The organism is Paenibacillus barcinonensis, assembly GCF_003217495.1.
Taxonomy (GTDB): domain Bacteria; phylum Bacillota; class Bacilli; order Paenibacillales; family Paenibacillaceae; genus Paenibacillus; species Paenibacillus barcinonensis.
The window spans coordinates 43,783-62,544 of sequence record NZ_QJSW01000016.1 but is presented as its reverse complement, the minus strand read 5'-3'; the positions used below and the strand labels follow the sequence as shown (position 1 = coordinate 62,544).

Below are 18,762 nucleotides of genomic sequence, written 5' to 3'. Positions count from 1 at the left end.
GGAAATATCTATTTTGTAGAAAGAATATACCTTTAAGGTATATGACAAGGAGGCCTACGCATCGAATGGATATTCGCCAGCTTCGATATTTTGTTGCAGTCGCTGAGGAAGGACAAGTTACCAGCGCAGCCAAGCGTTTGAATATGGAGCAGCCGCCTCTCAGCAGGCAGATGAAGCTTCTTGAGAGTGAGCTTGGCGTTACTTTGTTTGACCGCAGCGGCAAACGCCTGACACTCACGCACGCGGGCCAGCTTCTACGTCAACGAGCAGAGCAGCTTCTATGCCAGTTCCAAGAGACGATCGAGGAGGTGCAGGAACTGGACGAGGGTGTTCATGGTACGCTCTCGATCGGCTCGGTCGTTTCTTGCGTTTCTCTACTGCCACAGCGGATCGAGCGGTTCCACGAACTGTACCCACGCGTTACCTTCAAAATCAACGAAGGTGACCACTTCCTTCTTGGGGACCAACTCGAGAAACGGAACCTGGAGCTCATTGTTGCACGTCTTCCTTTTGAAGCTGCTTCCGATCCTGATCGTTACACTGTAATACACCTGCCTCCCGATCCGTTCGTCGCCCTAATACCCAGTAGTTGGCCTCAAGCTTCAGAAGATCGAAGGTTGGAGATGGGCGAGATGGCTCAGTATCCTTTTCTCAGCTTGAAAAGTGATTTGACCACCGGCATGCATGACCGTGTATTGAAGTCGTTTCGTGAGTCTGGCCATGAACCACATATTTTATGCGAGTGTTCCAGCGTCGCAATTATTCTCGCGTTGGTGACCGCAGGTATCGGTGCGACGATCCTGCCGAAGTCGGTACTCGCTTCGTTTCCGCTGACGAGTATTGCCTTGTATGAACTATCGCATACAGAGCTCTATTCGGAAGTGGGTTTGATATGGATCAAGGATCGTTACCTCTCCAAGAGCGCGAGGAACTTTATCAAGACTTTCGAGATATGAGGAGGGTAGGACGCACTGAACGGTGTGTATTTCATTAAACTACCAAGCGTTGTCATATGAATTGGTAAACGTTTTGCGCGATTGTTCGTTGTCTATGATTTGTATAGGTCGCCCTGTTATTCTATTCCTCGGCGTTGGCTAACCATATGAACGAGGAGGATACGTGGAACATGAAGAAACGAGTGAGCATCATGTTGATTGCACTGTTGCTGGTGACGCAATTGCTGCAAGGGCTGGTCTTAACATCAACGGTGTATGCTCAGGATGACACAAATCATATGTCAGTCGGTACAATGAATGATCCATCTTCACCATCTGCAGAGGAGGAGAGCAAGCTTCCTGAACATCAGGTAGATAATGGTGCTGATGCTACTGCGGATGGAAAAACATCGCTGGAGACCGAGGAGACGGAACTTACTGCAACTCCCGACAAATCCGAAACGGCAAGTGTATCTCCCTTGGCTGCCGCTGCCGTAGCTTCAGAAATTCAGGAGAACCTGATTACCGATGTACAAATGTACAATCAGAAGCCGGAATACAATGGCAACGGTCAGATCGAAGTTAAAGGAGACAAGATTGAAGATATTCGTCCACGAATATCGGATGAGGTTGCAGTTGTTTTCAAATGGGCGTTTGAGAATGATGCCCACTCTTACGGAGATGGATCGACCTTTACTTTCCGTTTGCCTGACAAATTTATTATAGGCTCACAGCTGAGAGGCAATCTGGATGGGGGTGTTGGCGAATACGTCGTGAACCCGGACGGTACAATTGCATTTACTTTTAATGAGATGCTCGAACACGCCCAATTGGAAGGGAACTTCTATGTGTGGCTTAAATTTGACGAGAGCAAGATGGAAGACGGACTGAAACAGAGGATTGACTTTAGCGGTGTAGGCCAAGGCCCTATTGATGTAAATTTTGCAAATACCGCAAAGGATGAACTTCAGAAGTTCGGAAAAGCAAACAAAAATAATTTCAACTCGGATGAGATTGAATGGACAGTAGATTTTAACCAAGGCGAGAAGAGCATGACCAATGTTGTTCTGGAGGATACACTGCCACCAGAGCTTTCGCTTCAGGGGAGTATCGAGATCCGCGAGCTGCAGGTTCAGTTAAACGGTTCTGTGAAGGAAGGCCAGATTGTCAACACAGCAACTCAGTTCCCAGTGAACCTGGGCAATATCGACAAAGCATATCGCATCACCTACACAACAAGTGTTCAGGCACCAACGAGTGCTCCTTATACGGGAGTAGTGTATGCCAATGAGGTGACGCTGACTGCGGATCAAAGCGAGTACAAGGAATCCGATGTTGGCCGTGTGACGGTCAGTTTCAATGAACCTCTGAACAAGTCGGGACAAGAGAGTGCATACGATCCGGCTACTCAGACGATTACTTGGAAGGTGCAGTATAACTATAATCAGCAAACGATTGCACAAGCTAATGCGTGGCTGGAGGATCGTTTTGATACGGCGAAGCAAAGACTTGTAGCAGGATCACTGAATGTGTATGAAGTCGAGATTCAATCGGATGGTCGCCCTGGGGCAAAAACGCTGGCTGTTGCCTCTGATTACACAGTGAGTGGTGCTGGCACAGGCTTTGAGGAGGGGTTCAAGCTTCAATTCAACAGTGATATTAACAAAGCTTATGAGATTGAATACAAAACGCAAGCGATACCGCGTATATACGCTAATGAGACAGTAGTGAATACCGTGAATACACAGGATGGCACGACCAAGGAAGGTCGTAAAAATATTGAAGAAGTCATTTTGGCGAAGAGTGTAAAAAGTGAAGATTTCAATGCCAAAGAGATCGAGTGGCAGATTGTGCTGAATCGGGATCAGAAAGAGATGACGGATATTGTCATCACGGATGATTATACAGGCAGACACATGAAGCTTGTTCCGGGCAGTCTGCGAATCACTGGTGATCAGCAGGACCAGTTTGAGCTGGCACCTGCTGTGGCTGACCCGTCGGATGTGAATTTTGAAAAAGGGTTCACAATTCGTCTGAAGCCGGACGGCATCATTGATAAACAGCATGTGATCACGTATAAAACAAGCTTTGATCCAACGGCAGGCATGCCAACAAACAATGAATATCGCAACACAGCAACGTTGAATTGGAAGGAAGCAGACGTTGCACAGACCGCCATAACCAAATCTGCTGTGGTCAGACCTCAAAACTATACGATTGAGAATGGTAACAAGCGGGGGGATTATAGCGCCAGAGACAAAGCGATGACCTGGACAATTGATGTGAATTACAATCTGTTTGATATTCAGCATGCTATTCTCAAGGATGCTTATACTGGAAATCAATCCTTTGTGGATGGATCATTGAAGGTGTATGAGCTTGAATTGAAGGGCGCCAACAACGTTACTTCGGTTGGGGACGAAGTCACGATATCATCGGCACAATTCCAGCTTGACCCGGATGGCAAAGGCTTCACGCTTAACCTAGGTGACATCGGTAAAAAGGCTTACCGCGTAGTGTATCAAACCAGTCTGGATGGAGAATTTGCAGTAGAGGGCTCGTACAGCAATCATGCTGTGCTGACAGATGGTGCAGGCGGGCCTGTACGTTTTGATAAAACAGCAGCCGTTACACCTGCTCATGGCGGAGTATATGTGAACAAAACAGGGCATCAGGTAGGGACATCCGATCTGGCTTCATGGGTTGTAAATATGAATCCGAGCCAGTCCTTTGTTGCTGCCGGTTCTCGATTAACCGACACCTTGTCCGATAATCAGATTTTGCTTGCCGATTCATTGAAGCTGTACGAGGTGCAATTGCCTGCAAACAATTCGGGCAATATTTCGGTGAAGGCCGGGTTGGTTGATCCATCGAAATATGAGCTGGTGGTGGAGGGCAACACCTTTACCTTCACATTTAAGAACGATATAAACACAGCATATCTTTTGGAGTACCAGTCCTTTATTAACGCAGATCACGGAGAGAGAATTGAGAACAAGGTTGAATATGCTGGTCAGTCTTCATCCGTTGTGGGAGAAGGCAACCAGTCAGGTATTCGGGTTTCGATGGCAGGTGCAGGTGGCGGTGCATCCACCGGTATGGGTAAAGTGAAAGTGTATAAGGTGGATGACACCGGGCAGCCACTGGAAGGAGCTGTCTTTGCCATCTACAATGCATCCGGCACGATTCTTCTGGAAACGTTGAAAGCGACGGATGAGAACGGCATGGCTGAAAGCAGCCGGAAGTATCGTTTGCATCTGACAAATGGTGTTCCTTACCGACTGAAGGAGGTTACAGCGCCTGCAGGATATCTGCCAGATCCGAATTTTGCTTCGGCTTCAGGTCAAACCATTTTATTCAAGGATGCAGAAGCAGCCTTCGAGATCATCAACGAACAAATCCACCAGGGTTTTGAGCTGACCAAGAGGGATGCAGCCGACTCCACCAAGGTGCTGGAGGGAGCCGTTTTTGCGCTATATCACATTCAGGGCTCCACGCGTGAGAAGCTCGATGAGCTTACGACAGGAGTGAGCGGCAGAATTGCCAAGGGAGATCTGGAAGCAGGCACGTATGAATTGGTTGAAATTCAGGCACCCGATTTCTACATGGTGGATAGTACACCGATTCCATTCACCATTACAGTGAACCAGACACAGATTGTGACACTTACAAAAACAAATCAGATCGGTACAGGAGGTAAACTGACCCTGACAAAAGTGAATGCCAAGGATCAGTCTCCATTAAGCAGGGTTGAATTCGAACTACGTGATTCTGCCAATAGCGTTGTTGATACCGGAGTTACGAACCAACAGGGGATCATTGAATTCAGCAACCTCACTTACGGTGTGTATACACTTGTAGAAACGAAAGCTGAAGGGTTCGTGATTGAAAACCCGGAAACAAAGGTATCTATCACTCAGCCGGAAACACAGATAACGATTGAAAATAAAGAAAATGACCGTTCGGTAAAACTGGTGAAATACAATGCAAGCCGAACACAGCATCTGCAAGGTGCAGTCTTTGAATTACGTGCTCAATCCGCAGTGATGGGGCCGGATGGAGAATGGCTGTTTAATGTGGTAGCCGGTATTGATCCGGCAGCATTGACCACGGATCTTCACGGTGAACTCCATGTGCAGCAGCTTGAACCGAATACGTATCAATTGATTGAAGTCAAGGCACCGTCTGGATACCAATTGGATCAGACGCCGGTGACCTTTGAAATTACGAATCAACAAACCGAGGCGATTGTTGTATCCAAGACAAATCAGGCTATCCCGTCATCAGGCGGACCGAGTGAGCCCTATAATCCGGGCACGCCAAGTACAGGCGGTACACCAGATCCGACCAAGCCAGGAGCTCCTGTGAAAGAAACACCCGGAATATCTGTACCGGGTAAAGTTGTAACGGACCCTTCAGAACCAGCAGAAGAAAATGGGGGCACAGGTAAACCGCAAAATCCTGCTGAAGTTACACCTTCAGCACCTGAAGCTGGAGATGGAGATGGAACGGAGACTCAGGTGACAGAAGGCGATGGTACAGGTGAAGAGAATGTGGTTACGCCACCAGTCGGAGCAGATTCGGAAAGCGAGGTTTCATCGGGGAACAGCAGCCATACCTCAGCCCAAGGCATGCTGCCGAAGACAGGTGAAGAGAGCTCCATCGCCTACACCGTCTCAGGATTGATGCTGATGGCTATTGGAAGTACAGCATTCTTGTACTTCAGGCGCAGAGAGAAATTCCAGCACTAGGAAAATATTTTGGAACTCATGAGTTGAGCTTCATATGAATATGAGCAATGTATAATCAAACACCCTCCCGCCTTTGCCGCGAAGAATTGATCTTCGTAGGCAGGCGGGAGGGTGTTTTTTTGAGCTGTTTTCCTTTGTTAAGTTGGCATCACAGTCGGGGCGAAGACCGTTAAGAATGCACCTTTACCGCTCGTATAATTAGCCGATGTGTCGCATCAATCAGCGGATCACAGGTAATTAAGGTTAACACCTGTCCAAGCCCCGGATCCTCCAGTACAGATACATCGGAAGGCTCCACAACAGAGATCCGATCAATTGTGTAGTGCAGTGTTGTTTGATCCGCAAGTGTGATCTCTATCGAATGGCCTATTTGAAGCTCACCCAGCCGATTAAATAACCGACCCTTGCGATGCGCACGATGAGCGGCAATGGCCGCATTACCCGATTGTCCAACGGCAGCTGTCTCCACCAGATGGGCTGCAGCCAACTTCATATTTTCCTGAGTTGCCCCCTCCAGAATGGGGAGTCGCACATCAATGACAGGAATAGAGATCATCCCGATTATCCCGGATGTGGGGGACTGCTGTACGGTTGTCGATTTCTGGGGTTTCGCTTGGTCAGATGGATCGTTCTCTATGCCGCGTTCGAAGGCATGATTTAGCTGAGACAAGCCCGTTTGCAGCTGTTCGAGTTCATGCAGCACCCTGCTTTGCTGCCAGTCATAGTACATGGTTTGCAGCGTTGGAAAGCAGATCGTCAGCAGACCTAGCAGGATAAGCAGGACAGACCACTTCTTCAACGTGCATCTCTCCTTCGGGTCGAAAGTATAATAGATGTTTCCTGTATCTATTGTACGGATCAACCTATACAAAATATGGACAGAAAAAATCCCCTGTTCTATACAGAGCGATCTGTAGAACAGGGGATGAGGATAAATGATCCAGGGCAAGACACACCCTTGTTTTATGCCTTGATATCGGATGATTCAGCAGGGGAGAAGTCACATTCCTGCAACGGCACAACCTTGGTCTTTTTGATCCATTTGTAGCCAAGCCAGAGGATCAGGAACAGCGGCAAGCTCAGATAAGCGACAAGCACTCCGCTCCAGTCGATCTGGTCACCTGTAAAGGCTTGATAGTTCTGCCCCAGGATGACGATGATGCACAGGACAAAAGCAAAGATCGGTCCAAACGGGAACCAGCGCGCACGGTAAGGCAGATCACTGAGGTCGCGGCCTTGCGCAACGTAGGCGCGCCGGAAGCGGTAATGACTGATTGCAATACCCAGCCATGTAATGAAGCCGCACATCCCGGATGCATTCAGCAGCCACGTATAGACAATACCGTCACCGAAAAGAGAGGCCAGAAATGCGAGCATCCCCACAGCGGTTGTCACAAGCAGGGCGTTCATCGGAATGCCACGTTTGTTTAGCTTACCGAGGAAGCGAGGAGCCTTCCCATCCCTTGCAAGCGCGTAGAGCACCCGGCTTGAAGCATACATGCCGGAGTTGCCGGCTGATAGCACAGAAGTCAGAATAACGGCATTCATGACAGAGGCCGCGATCGCAAGTCCTGCTTTTTCAAAGACAAGGGTAAACGGGCTAACCCCGATGTTCTTCAGATCACCTTTAAGCAGGTTCGGGTGAGTATACGGGATAATCAAACTGATGACGGTAATCGCCAAAATATAAAAGATCAGAATACGCCAGAAGACCTGGCGAATGGCACGAGGTACGTTTTCACGCGGGTTCTCACTTTCCCCGGCTGCGACACCAATCAGCTCCGTTCCCTGGAAAGAGAAGCCTGCTGCCATGAACACACCGAGCACAGCGAAGAATCCGCCGTGGAATGGCGCATCACCGATCGTAAAATTGCTGAAACCTACCGCTTCACCGCCCATAATGCCAAAGATCATCAATACACCGACGGCTAGAAAGATGATGACGGTGGCGACTTTAATAATCGCGAACCAGTATTCGGATTCCCCGTAGCCTTTGACAGACAGAATGTTCAAGGCAAAGATCAGCACAAGGAAAAGCAAACTCCATAACATGGATGAGCTGTCCGGGAACCAGTATTTGATCAGTACTGTTGCAGCGGCAAGCTCGGCCGCAATTGTGACCGCCCAGTTGTACCAGAAGTTCCAGCCCATGGCGAAGCCCAGAGCGGGGTCGACGAAACGGGCGGCATACGTATTAAAGGAACCGGAGTCTGGCATAAAGGTTGCAAGCTCGCCCAGACTGGTCATCAGGAAGTAAACCATAATTCCGACAGCGGTATAGGCGATCAGTGCACCGCCCGGTCCTGCTGTCGAGATCGCCGTACCGCTGGCCAGAAACAGGCCTGTACCAATTGAACCGCCCAAAGCGATCATGGTCATGTGACGGGCACGCAATCCTTTTTTCAGGGAAGGACCTGTTGTTGGTGGTGGTGTTGTTTGTGTTCGGTTGCTGCGGTCTTGCATGAAAACACTCCTTCATTTGTAATGCTGATGCAGATCATAGCTCCATAAACCAAAAAAAGACCACAGGCATCAGCCAGCGGTCTCTATATTCAATGTCCGCACCATGTCCTTGACGATTAAGATAGCTCAACACAGAAGAAAGCATACCTTGTCCAAGGTAACGCAGACTTGCTGTGACAGTTCTGCACCTTTCGGCTGCAGCCCCAGCTCAACCGGACTGATGAAGAAGGAACGTCCAGCGAGCTTCGGCGGGTGCACCTTTCGGCTGATCTCATAAGCGGCTCCTCGCGCCTCCTTCAGCGTACTGATCGCACCCGCGACCTCTACCTCACCATACTATGGATGAGGTGTATCTATTGTTTATGAAATTTTGAATTACGCTAGAGCAGCGTGCAATCTGTTTATCAAACAGACAACAAGTATACCGCTACTCGTTTTACAGTGCAATAACAAATGTTGGCTATATATCGTCAGAAGGCCAAGCTATTCCTGCTTTTTATTTCGTCCAGCCATCTGCTGCCATACCGTTCCGGCGGCTTGTTCACCGGACTCGATGCGCTCCAGAGCCATTTTGGCCTGAAGGCTCACTTCAAACTCAGGGTCCTCGGCGGCAATACGCAATGCTTGCTCTGCTTCTTCAGTTCCCACTTCATATAGAAAACGGGCAGCGCGCCAGCGCACCAGCTTGCTTTTGTCGGTTAACGTTTCAATCATGGCTGGTGTCGCAGCCGGATCACCGATGTCTGATAATGTATCGCCAGCTGTCCGCCGCACAGCAGGTGAACTGTCGCGAAGTGCCTCATAGAGCAGCTCCATTGCCTCTGTTGTACGGATGTCCCCCAGATACACAACAGCCAGACGGCGAATCTGCATCTTGCTGTCACGCAGCGCCTGAGCCACCAGGGGCAGTCTTTCCTCCGTAGGCTCCATGCTATCCAGTGCAGCATACCGGACATTCCAGTCTTCGTTTCGCAGCGCCGCTTCCAGCTCGGCTCCATCCAGCGCCCGACGGCGTTCAACGAACTCTTCCGAATTGGTCCCATGCGCAATCGCTTGCTGAATGACTTGCTCCAATCGTTCGGACGGGTAGGCGGCCTCCAGCTCCTGTTCGACTTCACGCGCAATATCCGGGAGTTCACCGTAGCGTACGCCATAATCGGTCAATTTACGTTCCTTGATCAACGTAGCGCTGGCAACCTCGGTAACGGCTTTGACAAAGCGGTCCGACAGGGAGATCCGTTCCTCTTTAGCTCCAGCTTTGACACGAATCTGCATGGGTACTCCGCGGAAAAATTGTACAAACACTTGTGCTTCTCCGAAATGTTCACCTGAAGCATCCTCGGAATCAATCCAGTCCAGGTCAATGCCTTCCTGCCCCAAACGGCTCTGAACTTCACCGAGAATAACGGACCAGTCCGCGTTACCCTTGCGATCCAGCGCAACAAAGTCAGTTGTATGGAATACACTTTTCACTCCGGGGATATGCAGCATCTGGCGAATGAATGCCGGGGCTGAACGTTCGTTATCCAGCGTATAGGTTCTGCGAATTCCGTCCTCCAGACGTTCATCAAGATGCAGCATCATTGTATTTGGACTCGGTGTTGGTTCGATGGAAATGATATTCATGGGTGTAACCTCCTATAATACCAGTTTGAATCGTAATTTCCCGTAAATATAATCACACGGGTATAGCTCTATTTTACATGAAATCAGGGAAACTGCGAAATGATGGCCGGCTTTATGCCATTCTGCCTGACCCATAGGATAAGGATGTGAAGAAATACGAAGATTGTTAACACTTCTTTCATGTTTGTGCACAAACATTTTTAAATGAAACCTGACACAATATAGACAAGATAGACAAGATAGACAAGATAGACAAGATAGGCAAGAAGCTAATGGAGGTATACCTATGGAACCTGTGGCTGTACTAACAGATGGAGAGCGATGTATCAACTATGAGGAAATTATTCAATTGATTATGGATTGGATTGATGTAGCTCCATCGGATTCAGTAAAGGAAACAGGACGAGGAGATTGGGAGAAGTCCCGTTATTGCATTGTGGATTATCGGAATGCTGAACAGGCTGTTGCCGCAGCCAAAGCTATTCGTGCTTTTGTACCGGATATCCCTGTATTGGTGCTTACCGATTTTCAATCATCCATTCGCAAACGTCATCTCCAGCAGATTACGGGGACAGGTGCTGTGAAAATGGTGCTCTGGGATGAACAGCATCCTCATCAGCTGGAGAGAAGCATTGAGCGATGGTTGCATACTTTAGAATATGGGTCTCCTGTAACCATGCCTTCCGTTCTGTCCCTGAGGTAGAACGATAAAAAAGCATGATGCTTGTATAATGGTTTAACCCAAGTTGTAAAAAAATGATAAAAATATATTCAACTGACTAGACGATATATTTATAGCCTGTGCCCCACACCGTTTTAATATAACGGGGATTTTTGGGGTCAGGCTCTATTTTTTTGCGCAGACTGGAGATATGTACATCAATGGTCCGATCCAGATAGGCACGTTCCGAGCCTTTGATTCGGTCCATCAGCTCATTGCGGGTAAACACCTTGCCTGGATTCCGATATAATTCCTTCATAATTTCAAACTCGATATGAGTGACCTCAACTTCTACACCATTCACAAATAAAGTTCTTCGGTATTCATTCACACTAATCTGTCCTGCTGGCTCAACGGTACGATTTTCTTTCATCGGTTTCTCCTGATACGTAATAACAGAACGACGTAGCAAAGCCTTCATTCTTGCGTCCAGCTCCTTCAGACTGAAGGGCTTGCAGAGGAAGTCATCGGCACCATTATGTAAGGCACGCAATCGGTCGTTCAGCATTGTGCTTGCGGAGATCATCAGTACAGGAACGGTGGAGTTTTGACGAAAAGCATCAACGAGCTCGTTGCCGTCAATCTCGGGTAACATCAGATCGGTTACAACAATATCCGGCTGAAACTGAGGGAATAGATGAAGTGCTTCACGGGCATGGTGAACCCGCTCGGTTATGTATCCTTCCTCCTCAAGAAAAAAAGCGATCATGTCCGCTAGATTTTTTTCATCTTCTATAAGAAGTACTTTGATTGACATCACTTCACACTCCTGGTGACATGGATTTGTTAAGAAAATAAGAGAAAATGGCTGAAAATACTGCAAAAAATTTAATGTTTCTATTCCAGAATATAGGATGTGTATAGCTGTGAATATCGTTGAGATGTTATTAAGATAGTGTAACATGTGTGTGTTTTTTTTGCTGACTCATAAATTTTTCCAAACGTACAATAGAGCTTATTTACAGTATAATGGATCAGAGTAAATTAAGGGGAAAAAGATCGGTGTATCACTGTTATCTCCAAAAGAATTACAACGAGTCGGGCGGTGAACATATATACCTATGAACGGGATAACTGGAGTAAGAAATCTGTGGCATTGGATGGTACTCCAACTGAGAAAGCCCTGGGTTGGAACGATATTTCTGATCCTTATTGGCACCATCAATTCTATTGTTCCTTTTACGTTGTTCTATGGCGTACAGTTTATGATTATCAGTGCCTCGGCGCTGATAGCCCTTCGTATATATGGTGGAATTTATGGTTTTATCACACTTACGTTAATCTGTCTGCTCAAGATGTTGGTTACTGGATTGGACTCGCATTATTTGTATGTCATGGCGGCGCATTTTGTAGAGTTAATATGGATGCTTGGCTGGCAGCTTCGCTGGAAGAAGGGCAGTTTGATCAAGGCCAATGCTGTTTTCTGGGTCGTGATGCTGCTTCCTGTTATCTGCTACGGGCACTTTATATTGGGGTTGAGCTTCGAAGATACAAAGTATGAGTATATGTATATTGCTGTAGTCAGTATGGTAAATGCATTGATTGCAGGCATTGTGGTGGATTTCTGGGTCACTTTGAGTGAACATGAGGCGAAACGGACGGGCACGATTCCACTGACGAGAATAGCGTTCAAATATGTTGTCGCTTTTGTGGTGTTTGTTTCCCTTGTCCTGTTATCTGCGGATAGTCGCAGACAGCTAAGCCAGATGAACGAAGCAATCTTGCGTGATATGAAACACGCAGGGAGCGCTGTTGTGCAGGATCTTAACAGGCAGTATGTTACACCAGAGAATCTGGCAGAAAATGTGGAGCGGTATCACCACCTGCTGGGCATGAATGTAATTCTGCTGGACCAGAATAGTCACGTGGTGTACTCGGGTCTTGCCACGTTTCAGCCAGGTGATCCCATGGACCTGAGCGGTTTCCAAGTAATAACTGCGTGGCGGGGACCTATCCTGTTGAACTCCGAGGAAGTGCATTACAGTGATATACTGGAGCACTGGAGAGAGGTATCCTTTATCTATGAAGCGGAAGATGCGGGGAGCACACCTTATCGGATTTTCATTGAAACCAATTCGGCGCAATATTACCTTCAGATTGAAAATATATATTTGACAACCTTGCAGTCTTTATTTGTTATTATTGTGGCATCCATGGTTGTGGCTGTGCCGCTGAGCAGCAAAGTGGTCAGTCCTTTATTGCGCCTGACCCGGCTAACCGGCTCTCTTCCGAGGCTCCTGTTTCGCAATCGAAATATGGAGTGGCCGAGCAGTCATGTGACCGAGGTTCAGATTCTGATCGGGAACTTGCGCAAAATGGCAGATGTGCTGCTTGAACAGTTCGAACAGATTCAACTCGATAAATTAACACTGGAAGATCGGGTCATTGCCCGTACCAAAGAGCTCAAAAACAGTGAAGAGATTAAACGTGCCATTATCGAGTCGTCCATTGACGCCATTATTGCTGTAGATTCTCATGGAATGATTATTGAATTCAATCCCGAGGCAGAGAGAATGTTCGGACTTGGGCGAGAAGAAGTTGTGTTGCAGAAGGAAGCCCCATCTCTTTTTCAGGGGACCAGCTGTCAGGAGATCAGAATGATGCTCGATCAGTATGAGTATATGGAGGGCAAAAGGTACACGACCGTTGATGAAATATCGGGGATCCGCAGTGACGGCTCCATATTTCCGATCGAATATAAAATTGTGGAGATTCAACTGGGAAACAATGAAATACTCTACAATTTGTTCATCAAGGATATTACCGAGCGTACACGTGCTGAAGAGGACCGGGTGCGTCATGCCCTTGTATTGGAGCATCTGAACCTGGAGCTGTTTCAGGAGAAGGAAGCGATTCAGGAGCAACGCGATATCAGTGAGCAGTTTATCGAGTCTGTGCGTGAAGGGCTTGTGATGTCGGATCGTTCAGGCACCATCACCATCGTGAACCGCCGAATAGAAGAGATGTTTGGACTGGGTAATTTCCTGGGAGAATCCATTATTGATTTGGCTCAAGCCATTGATACGATGGTTCTAACTGAGGGTTTTAATCTGACGGAGCAGACAAGAGCATTTCTGAATGGGGAACAGGCATTTAGTGAGACAAATTTCTATTTTGACAATGTGGAGCAGAGTGTGTTCTCCCTGTACATGAAGCAGATGGATGTACCGAGCAAGAATCATGGCTTTCTGCTCGTATTCCGTGATTTGACAGGGGAAGAACGGCTGAATCGCATGAAAAATGAATTGATTAGTGTAGTTTCTCATGAGCTTCGCACTCCTGTAGCCACTATTATGGGGTATGTCGAGCTGATGCTGATGTATGATCTTCCCGCATCACAGCGTAAAGAATTTATGGAGACGATCTCATCGGAGGGCAAACGTCTGAGCAGCCTGCTGGATGACGTGCTGGATATTCAGCGTCTCGACAATGAAGGCATGACGTATCACATGACCTATGCTCCACTTGCCGAGCTGGTGGAAGGTGTAGCGGAGCAATGGAATCGAAAATCCTCTCAGCGAATATATGTACATGCGTTTAACGGTGATCTGTTTGCTTATGCAGACCAGAACAGGATCGTTCAGGTGCTGCATAATCTGATCGGTAATGCAGTGAAATACTCTCCTGGAGCAGATCGGATTGATGTGACGTTATGGGAGGAAGATGAGTCCCTCTGTATTGATGTGCGGGATTACGGCATCGGCATTGCGGAGAGTGAGAAGGACATGCTGTTTAACAAATTTTACCGTGTGGACAATTCGGATCATCGTCAGATCGGTGGCACCGGTCTGGGGCTGTACATTTCACGCAAAATTGTAGAGGATCATCACGGCAGTCTCACCTTTATGTCGGCACCGGGGAAGGGCAGCACGTTTAAAGTGCGGCTGCCTAAGCATGAGGTGGTTCTCTGATATTCTTTATTTGCTTTATATGAGGCTTTTATCTTTCTGCACGTAATTGTGCAGAAAGGTAAAGGTCTTTTTGTTTTGTATCATCATTCATATTTTTGTTTTATCGTCAATTGGGATAAAAATACGGAAACTTTTGCAAACTGTAGATAGAGCCATAATTTGCATCCTGTGCAAAAAAGGAGGACGACACATTTATGTTTCGCAATCAAGAGAAAAAGCTCATTATCGTCTGTCTGGTGGCGGCTGTTGTGGTACTGTATGCGGTTGTCAAAAGCATCATTCGTATTATGAGTTACTGAGCATCCGTTCAGGCAGAGTGCATCCGCCACTGTACATAACCCATACCCATACAATGACGGCAATATAACGATAGCGATAACGATTACGCCGAAAGAGGAGTGTACCCATGTCATCTCTGGACCCTGTACTGCTGAGCCGGATATTGACCGGCCTGACCCTGTTTGTGCATATTATTTTTGCTTCCATTGGTGTGGGTGTTCCGCTCATGATTGCTTTGGCTGAATGGCGAGGACTGCGCACCAATGATATTCATTACACCCTGCTCGCGAGAAGGTGGGCGAGAGGATTTGTTATTACTGTGGCCGTTGGTGTCGTTACAGGCACGTCCATTGGATTACAGCTGAGCTTGCTGTGGCCCATGTTTATGCGTGTTGCCGGGCAGGCGATTGCACTGCCTTTGTTTATGGAGACCTTCGCCTTTTTCGTGGAAGCGATCTTTCTCGGGATTTATCTCTACACCTGGGATCGTTTCAAAAAGAAATATACGCACATGCTGCTGCTCATACCGGTAGCTCTCGGCTCATCTGCCTCCGCGATCTTCATTACAACCGTGAACTCCTTCATGAATCAGCCGCAAGGTTTTACCTTGATTAACGGCATCATGAAGGATATCGACCCGATTGCTGCTATGCTCAATCCGGCAACACCCACCAAGGTGTCCCATGTGCTTGCTTCATCCTACACCTTGAGTGCGGGGGTGCTGGCAGGCATCGCGGCATTCAGTCTGCTTCGCGGGCGGGATCATGTGTATTACAAAAAAGCACTCAAGCTCACGACGGTATCTGCGCTTGTATTTGCAATCAGCACCGTCATGATCGGTGACTCGTCCGGTAAATTTCTGGCAAAATATCAGCCGGAGAAGCTGGCTGCCGCCGAGTGGCATTTCAAAACGATGAAGGAGGCACCGCTCGTCTATGGAGGAATTCTGGATGAGAATAACGAGGTTAAATATGCCATTGAGATTCCCTATGCTCTAAGCATTTTGGCAGGTAACAGGCCGGATACGGAAGTAAAGGGGCTGGAAGAGTTTCCTGCCGATCTGAGACCGCCGCTATCCATTCATTACATGTTTGATCTTAAGGTGACGACAGGTGTGATCATTCTATTAATCCCGGTGCTGTATGTGCTTCGCCGCTGGCTGCCAGGACGCAAGCCGTATCCCAAATGGCTGCTGCTTGGCATCGTGCTGTTAGGGCCGCTGGCGATGATTGCCATCGAGCTGGGGTGGATGTTTGCCGAGGTGGGTAGACAGCCATGGATTTTACGCGGATATATGAAGGTGTCTGAGGCGGCCACGACCTCGACTTCTGTTGGCTGGATGCTGGTGCTCTTTATTCTGCTCTATCTGGTGCTGTGCTTCTCCTGCATTCGTGTCATCAGCAAGCTGTTCCGTAACAAGGAAGCGGAGAAGGAGCTGGATTCGCTTGGACTGGAAGGAGGCATCGTGCATTGAGCTTTGAAATTGCAGGCATCGCGATCTTGTGGACGTTCCTGTTCGGTTATCTGATTGTCGCGTCGATTGATTTCGGCGCAGGGTTCTTCAGCTTTTACAGCATATTGACTGGACATGAGAACAAAATTCATAACATCATTCAGCGCTATTTGTCCCCGGTGTGGGAAGTGACGAATGTGTTTCTCATCTTCTTTGTAGTAGGACTGGTCGGCTTCTACCCCGACAGTGCCTTCTATTACGGCACAGCCCTGCTTGTGCCAGGCTCGCTGGCGATTGTGCTGCTCGCGATTCGGGGCGTATATTACGCCTACAACACCTATGGTAACCATGGTAAAAACAGCAAAATTTATCTGGCGCTCTATGGTGCCACAGGTTTGCTGATCCCGGCGGTGTTCTCCACCATTTTGGCGATATCCGAAGGCGGCATCATCGAGCAGGTGGGTGAACAGGTTTTTTTTCGCTGGCGTGAATTTTTGACGAATCCCTATACGTGGTCTGTTGTACTGCTGGCTTTGGTCAGTGTGCTGTACATCTCGGCGATGTTTCTGTCCTACTATGCCAAGCGGGCAGGGGATGAGACGGCCTTTCAGGTGCTTCGGGAATATGCGCTGCTGTGGAGCTTGCCCACCATTTTTGCGAGCTTTCTTGCTTTTTTACAGATTAACAAACAGAATCCGGCTCACTTTGAGCAGATGGTCAACATGTCATGGATGTTTATCGCATCGTTTATCTGCTTTGTTATCGCGGTATCGCTTGTGTGGAAAGAGAAATATCTGGGCTGGTGTTTTATCGCGGTGATGCTCCAGTTTGCCTTTGCGTGGTATGGATATGGTCGCTCGCATCTGCCCTACATTCTGTATCCGTACATTAATATCTATGACAGCTTTACGAACCGGACGATGGGTATTGCATTGATTACGGCTTTCAGCTTGGGGCTGCTGGTGCTCATTCCGTCGCTCGTGCTGATTATGAAGCTGTTCCTCTTTGATGCCAATTACGTGCGTGGTAACACGGGAAAAAAGAAAGGATGATATCGCCATGCTTTTGCTTCCGAACCTGCTGAATATGATCGCTCAGTGGCCTCTTCTACAGGAAGAAGGGGTCAGGGGAATACCGGGCATCACGGGCCTCAGCTTCTTTGAGACGTTTACCATTATGTACGCCCCGCCTCTGATTATGGTGGCTGCCATCGTTTTTTTGTTTATATATATGGCAGTTTGCAAAAATCCCCAGGACTGATTCCAACAGAACGTATGGTAGAGCCACGCCCGATGAGGGTAATCTGATGGTAAGATCTGAGGAAGGGAGGAGGCCCCTTCATGGCTAAAATTCGCTATAACAATATCGACAACGTCAGCACGGACAAAACGCTGAAAGAATTCAAGCAATGGAGAGAGCAGCGCCGCCGCAAGGTAAAGGACTATTCCTACAAAGTTCCCAAGCACGAGCCCGAGCTGCATTACTTGCATGCCAATCGGGAAGAAACCACGATCACGTGGATTGGACATTCCACTTTTTTGATCCAATACTATGGACTGAACATGGTAACCGACCCGGTGTGGGCGGAAAAAATGGGATTTCAACGCAGGCTTGGTGACCCCGGCATTCCAATTCAGGATATACCGCCACTGGACGTGATCCTGATCTCTCATTCCCACTACGACCATCTGCACCTGGCTTCCTTGCGCAAGCTAATTACGGCGAAGACACTGCTGATTGTGCCGGATGGCCTGAGACGCAAAATGATCCGTAAGGGATTCCATCGGTGCCAGGAGATGAAATGGTGGGAGAACATCGTGCTTGGTGGTGTCAAAATTACATTTGTGCCTGCCCAGCACTGGACACGCCGAACGTTATTTGATACCAATACATCCCACTGGGGCGGCTATGTATTGGAGCCAAAACATACTGTGCGTGCATCAGAAGAAAGCGCGGCTGCGCTGGAGATGTCGGTTGACGATTCTTTTGCCGGGCAGCATACTCACAGCGATGAATTAACGCCACAAGAGGGCTGGCCGCCTGTAGTATATTTTGTAGGTGATACGGGGTATTTCAAGGAATTCAAGACGATTGGAGAACGCTTCGACATTGGTGTGACGTTAATGCCTATCGGGGCATACGACCCGGAATGGTTCATGACGTCCCAGCATGTTACGCCGGAGGAGGCGCTGCAGGGCTTCGTCGAAACGAAGTCGCAGCTGATGGTACCGATGCATTATGGAACGTTCAAGCTGGCGGACGATACACCCAAGGAGGCACTGGATCGGCTGGAGTCTGAACGAAAGCGGCTTGGTATTGCGGCACAACGGATTCGGGTGCTGGGACATGGCGAGACACTGCGTATCCGGCAAGAGAGGGAAATGCCGTGAAAAGATTTTGATGAACATGCTGAACAGGGCTAACAAAAGCCAGCCAGATATGGTAATCTATAAGCATGCATGCATGAACAGCATATTTACCAAAACTTTAATCCGTAAAAAACGGCTGATTTTCGAATTTGCCGTTTTTTTGTGTTATAATATGGTGCCAGAATAGGCATCGGATATTGAATCCATGATTGAAGCAGGCGAGCATGAAAATGTATGGATATGAACATGCTCAC

Annotated in this window: 11 protein-coding genes and 1 riboswitch; of the genes, 7 read left to right on the top strand and 4 right to left on the bottom strand. The window is 48.0% G+C overall.

Features of this window, described 5'->3' with window-relative positions:
• Positions 1-65 precede the first annotated feature (65 nt).
• Entirely contained in the window at positions 66-956 is an 891-nt protein-coding gene (locus DFQ00_RS20705) for a LysR family transcriptional regulator (protein WP_110898388.1), read from the top strand.
• A gap of 170 nt (positions 957-1,126) precedes the next feature.
• Positions 1,127-5,686, top strand: a complete 4,560-nt coding sequence (locus tag DFQ00_RS20700; protein ID WP_167433790.1) for a collagen binding domain-containing protein — start codon at positions 1,127-1,129, stop codon at positions 5,684-5,686.
• 169 nt (positions 5,687-5,855) lie between these two features.
• On the opposite strand, the gene DFQ00_RS20695 is transcribed toward DFQ00_RS20700, so the two are convergent.
• The 3 genes from DFQ00_RS20695 to DFQ00_RS20685 form a co-directional block, all read right to left on the bottom strand.
• Positions 5,856-6,485, bottom strand: coding sequence for a class D sortase (locus DFQ00_RS20695; RefSeq protein ID WP_244213941.1), 630 nt, complete (start codon positions 6,483-6,485; stop codon positions 5,856-5,858).
• A 164-nt stretch (positions 6,486-6,649) separates the two neighbouring features.
• Positions 6,650-8,149 (bottom strand): amino acid permease, encoded by a 1,500-nt coding sequence (locus tag DFQ00_RS20690; protein ID WP_110898386.1) that lies wholly within the window; start codon positions 8,147-8,149, stop codon positions 6,650-6,652.
• Positions 8,150-8,263: 114 nt separating this feature from the next.
• A riboswitch (Lysine riboswitch) is annotated at positions 8,264-8,483 on the bottom strand.
• Between the two features lie 149 nt (positions 8,484-8,632).
• A complete protein-coding gene (locus DFQ00_RS20685) occupies positions 8,633-9,775 on the bottom strand; it encodes a virulence factor (RefSeq protein WP_110898385.1) in 1,143 nt (380 codons plus the stop codon).
• A gap of 286 nt (positions 9,776-10,061) precedes the next feature.
• Here DFQ00_RS20685 and DFQ00_RS20680 point away from each other — a divergent pair, with 286 nt between their 5' ends.
• Positions 10,062-10,478: a hypothetical protein gene (locus DFQ00_RS20680; RefSeq protein ID WP_110898384.1), complete on the top strand. Its 417-nt coding sequence runs from the start codon at positions 10,062-10,064 to the stop codon at positions 10,476-10,478.
• A 76-nt stretch (positions 10,479-10,554) separates the two neighbouring features.
• Here DFQ00_RS20680 and DFQ00_RS20675 read toward each other — a convergent pair whose 3' ends face one another.
• Positions 10,555-11,253, bottom strand: a complete 699-nt coding sequence (locus tag DFQ00_RS20675; RefSeq protein ID WP_110898383.1) for a response regulator transcription factor — start codon at positions 11,251-11,253, stop codon at positions 10,555-10,557.
• Positions 11,254-11,557: 304 nt separating this feature from the next.
• Here DFQ00_RS20675 and DFQ00_RS20670 point away from each other — a divergent pair, with 304 nt between their 5' ends.
• From DFQ00_RS20670 to DFQ00_RS20650, 4 genes are all read left to right on the top strand, one after another.
• Positions 11,558-14,407, top strand: a complete 2,850-nt coding sequence (locus DFQ00_RS20670; RefSeq protein ID WP_110898382.1) for a PAS domain-containing sensor histidine kinase — start codon at positions 11,558-11,560, stop codon at positions 14,405-14,407.
• A gap of 406 nt (positions 14,408-14,813) precedes the next feature.
• Positions 14,814-16,160, top strand: coding sequence for a cytochrome ubiquinol oxidase subunit I (locus DFQ00_RS20665; RefSeq protein ID WP_110898381.1), 1,347 nt, complete (start codon positions 14,814-14,816; stop codon positions 16,158-16,160).
• A complete protein-coding gene (locus DFQ00_RS20660; protein WP_110898380.1) occupies positions 16,157-17,191 on the top strand; it encodes a cytochrome d ubiquinol oxidase subunit II in 1,035 nt (344 codons plus the stop codon). The genes DFQ00_RS20665 and DFQ00_RS20660 overlap by 4 nt, the downstream gene beginning before the upstream one ends.
• 288 nt (positions 17,192-17,479) lie before the next feature.
• A complete protein-coding gene (locus tag DFQ00_RS20650) occupies positions 17,480-18,529 on the top strand; it encodes an MBL fold metallo-hydrolase (RefSeq protein ID WP_110898378.1) in 1,050 nt (349 codons plus the stop codon).
• Positions 18,530-18,762: the final 233 nt, after the last annotated feature.

Excerpts from the sequence above, each read along its gene's own strand:
- DFQ00_RS20705 (WP_110898388.1), top strand. The coding sequence starts at position 66 with ATGGATATTCGCCAGCTTCGATATTTTGTTGCAGTCGCTGAGGAAGGA.
- DFQ00_RS20680 (WP_110898384.1), top strand. The coding sequence starts at position 10,062 with ATGGAACCTGTGGCTGTACTAACAGATGGAGAGCGATGTATCAACTAT.
- DFQ00_RS20650 (WP_110898378.1), top strand. The coding sequence starts at position 17,480 with ATGGCTAAAATTCGCTATAACAATATCGACAACGTCAGCACGGACAAA.
- DFQ00_RS20685 (WP_110898385.1), bottom strand. The coding sequence starts at position 9,775 with ATGAATATCATTTCCATCGAACCAACACCGAGTCCAAATACAATGATG.
- DFQ00_RS20670 (WP_110898382.1), top strand. The coding sequence starts at position 11,558 with ATGAACGGGATAACTGGAGTAAGAAATCTGTGGCATTGGATGGTACTC.
- DFQ00_RS20665 (WP_110898381.1), top strand. The coding sequence starts at position 14,814 with ATGTCATCTCTGGACCCTGTACTGCTGAGCCGGATATTGACCGGCCTG.
- DFQ00_RS20690 (WP_110898386.1), bottom strand. The coding sequence starts at position 8,149 with ATGCAAGACCGCAGCAACCGAACACAAACAACACCACCACCAACAACA.
- DFQ00_RS20675 (WP_110898383.1), bottom strand. The coding sequence starts at position 11,253 with ATGTCAATCAAAGTACTTCTTATAGAAGATGAAAAAAATCTAGCGGAC.
- DFQ00_RS20700 (WP_167433790.1), top strand. The coding sequence starts at position 1,127 with ATGAAGAAACGAGTGAGCATCATGTTGATTGCACTGTTGCTGGTGACG.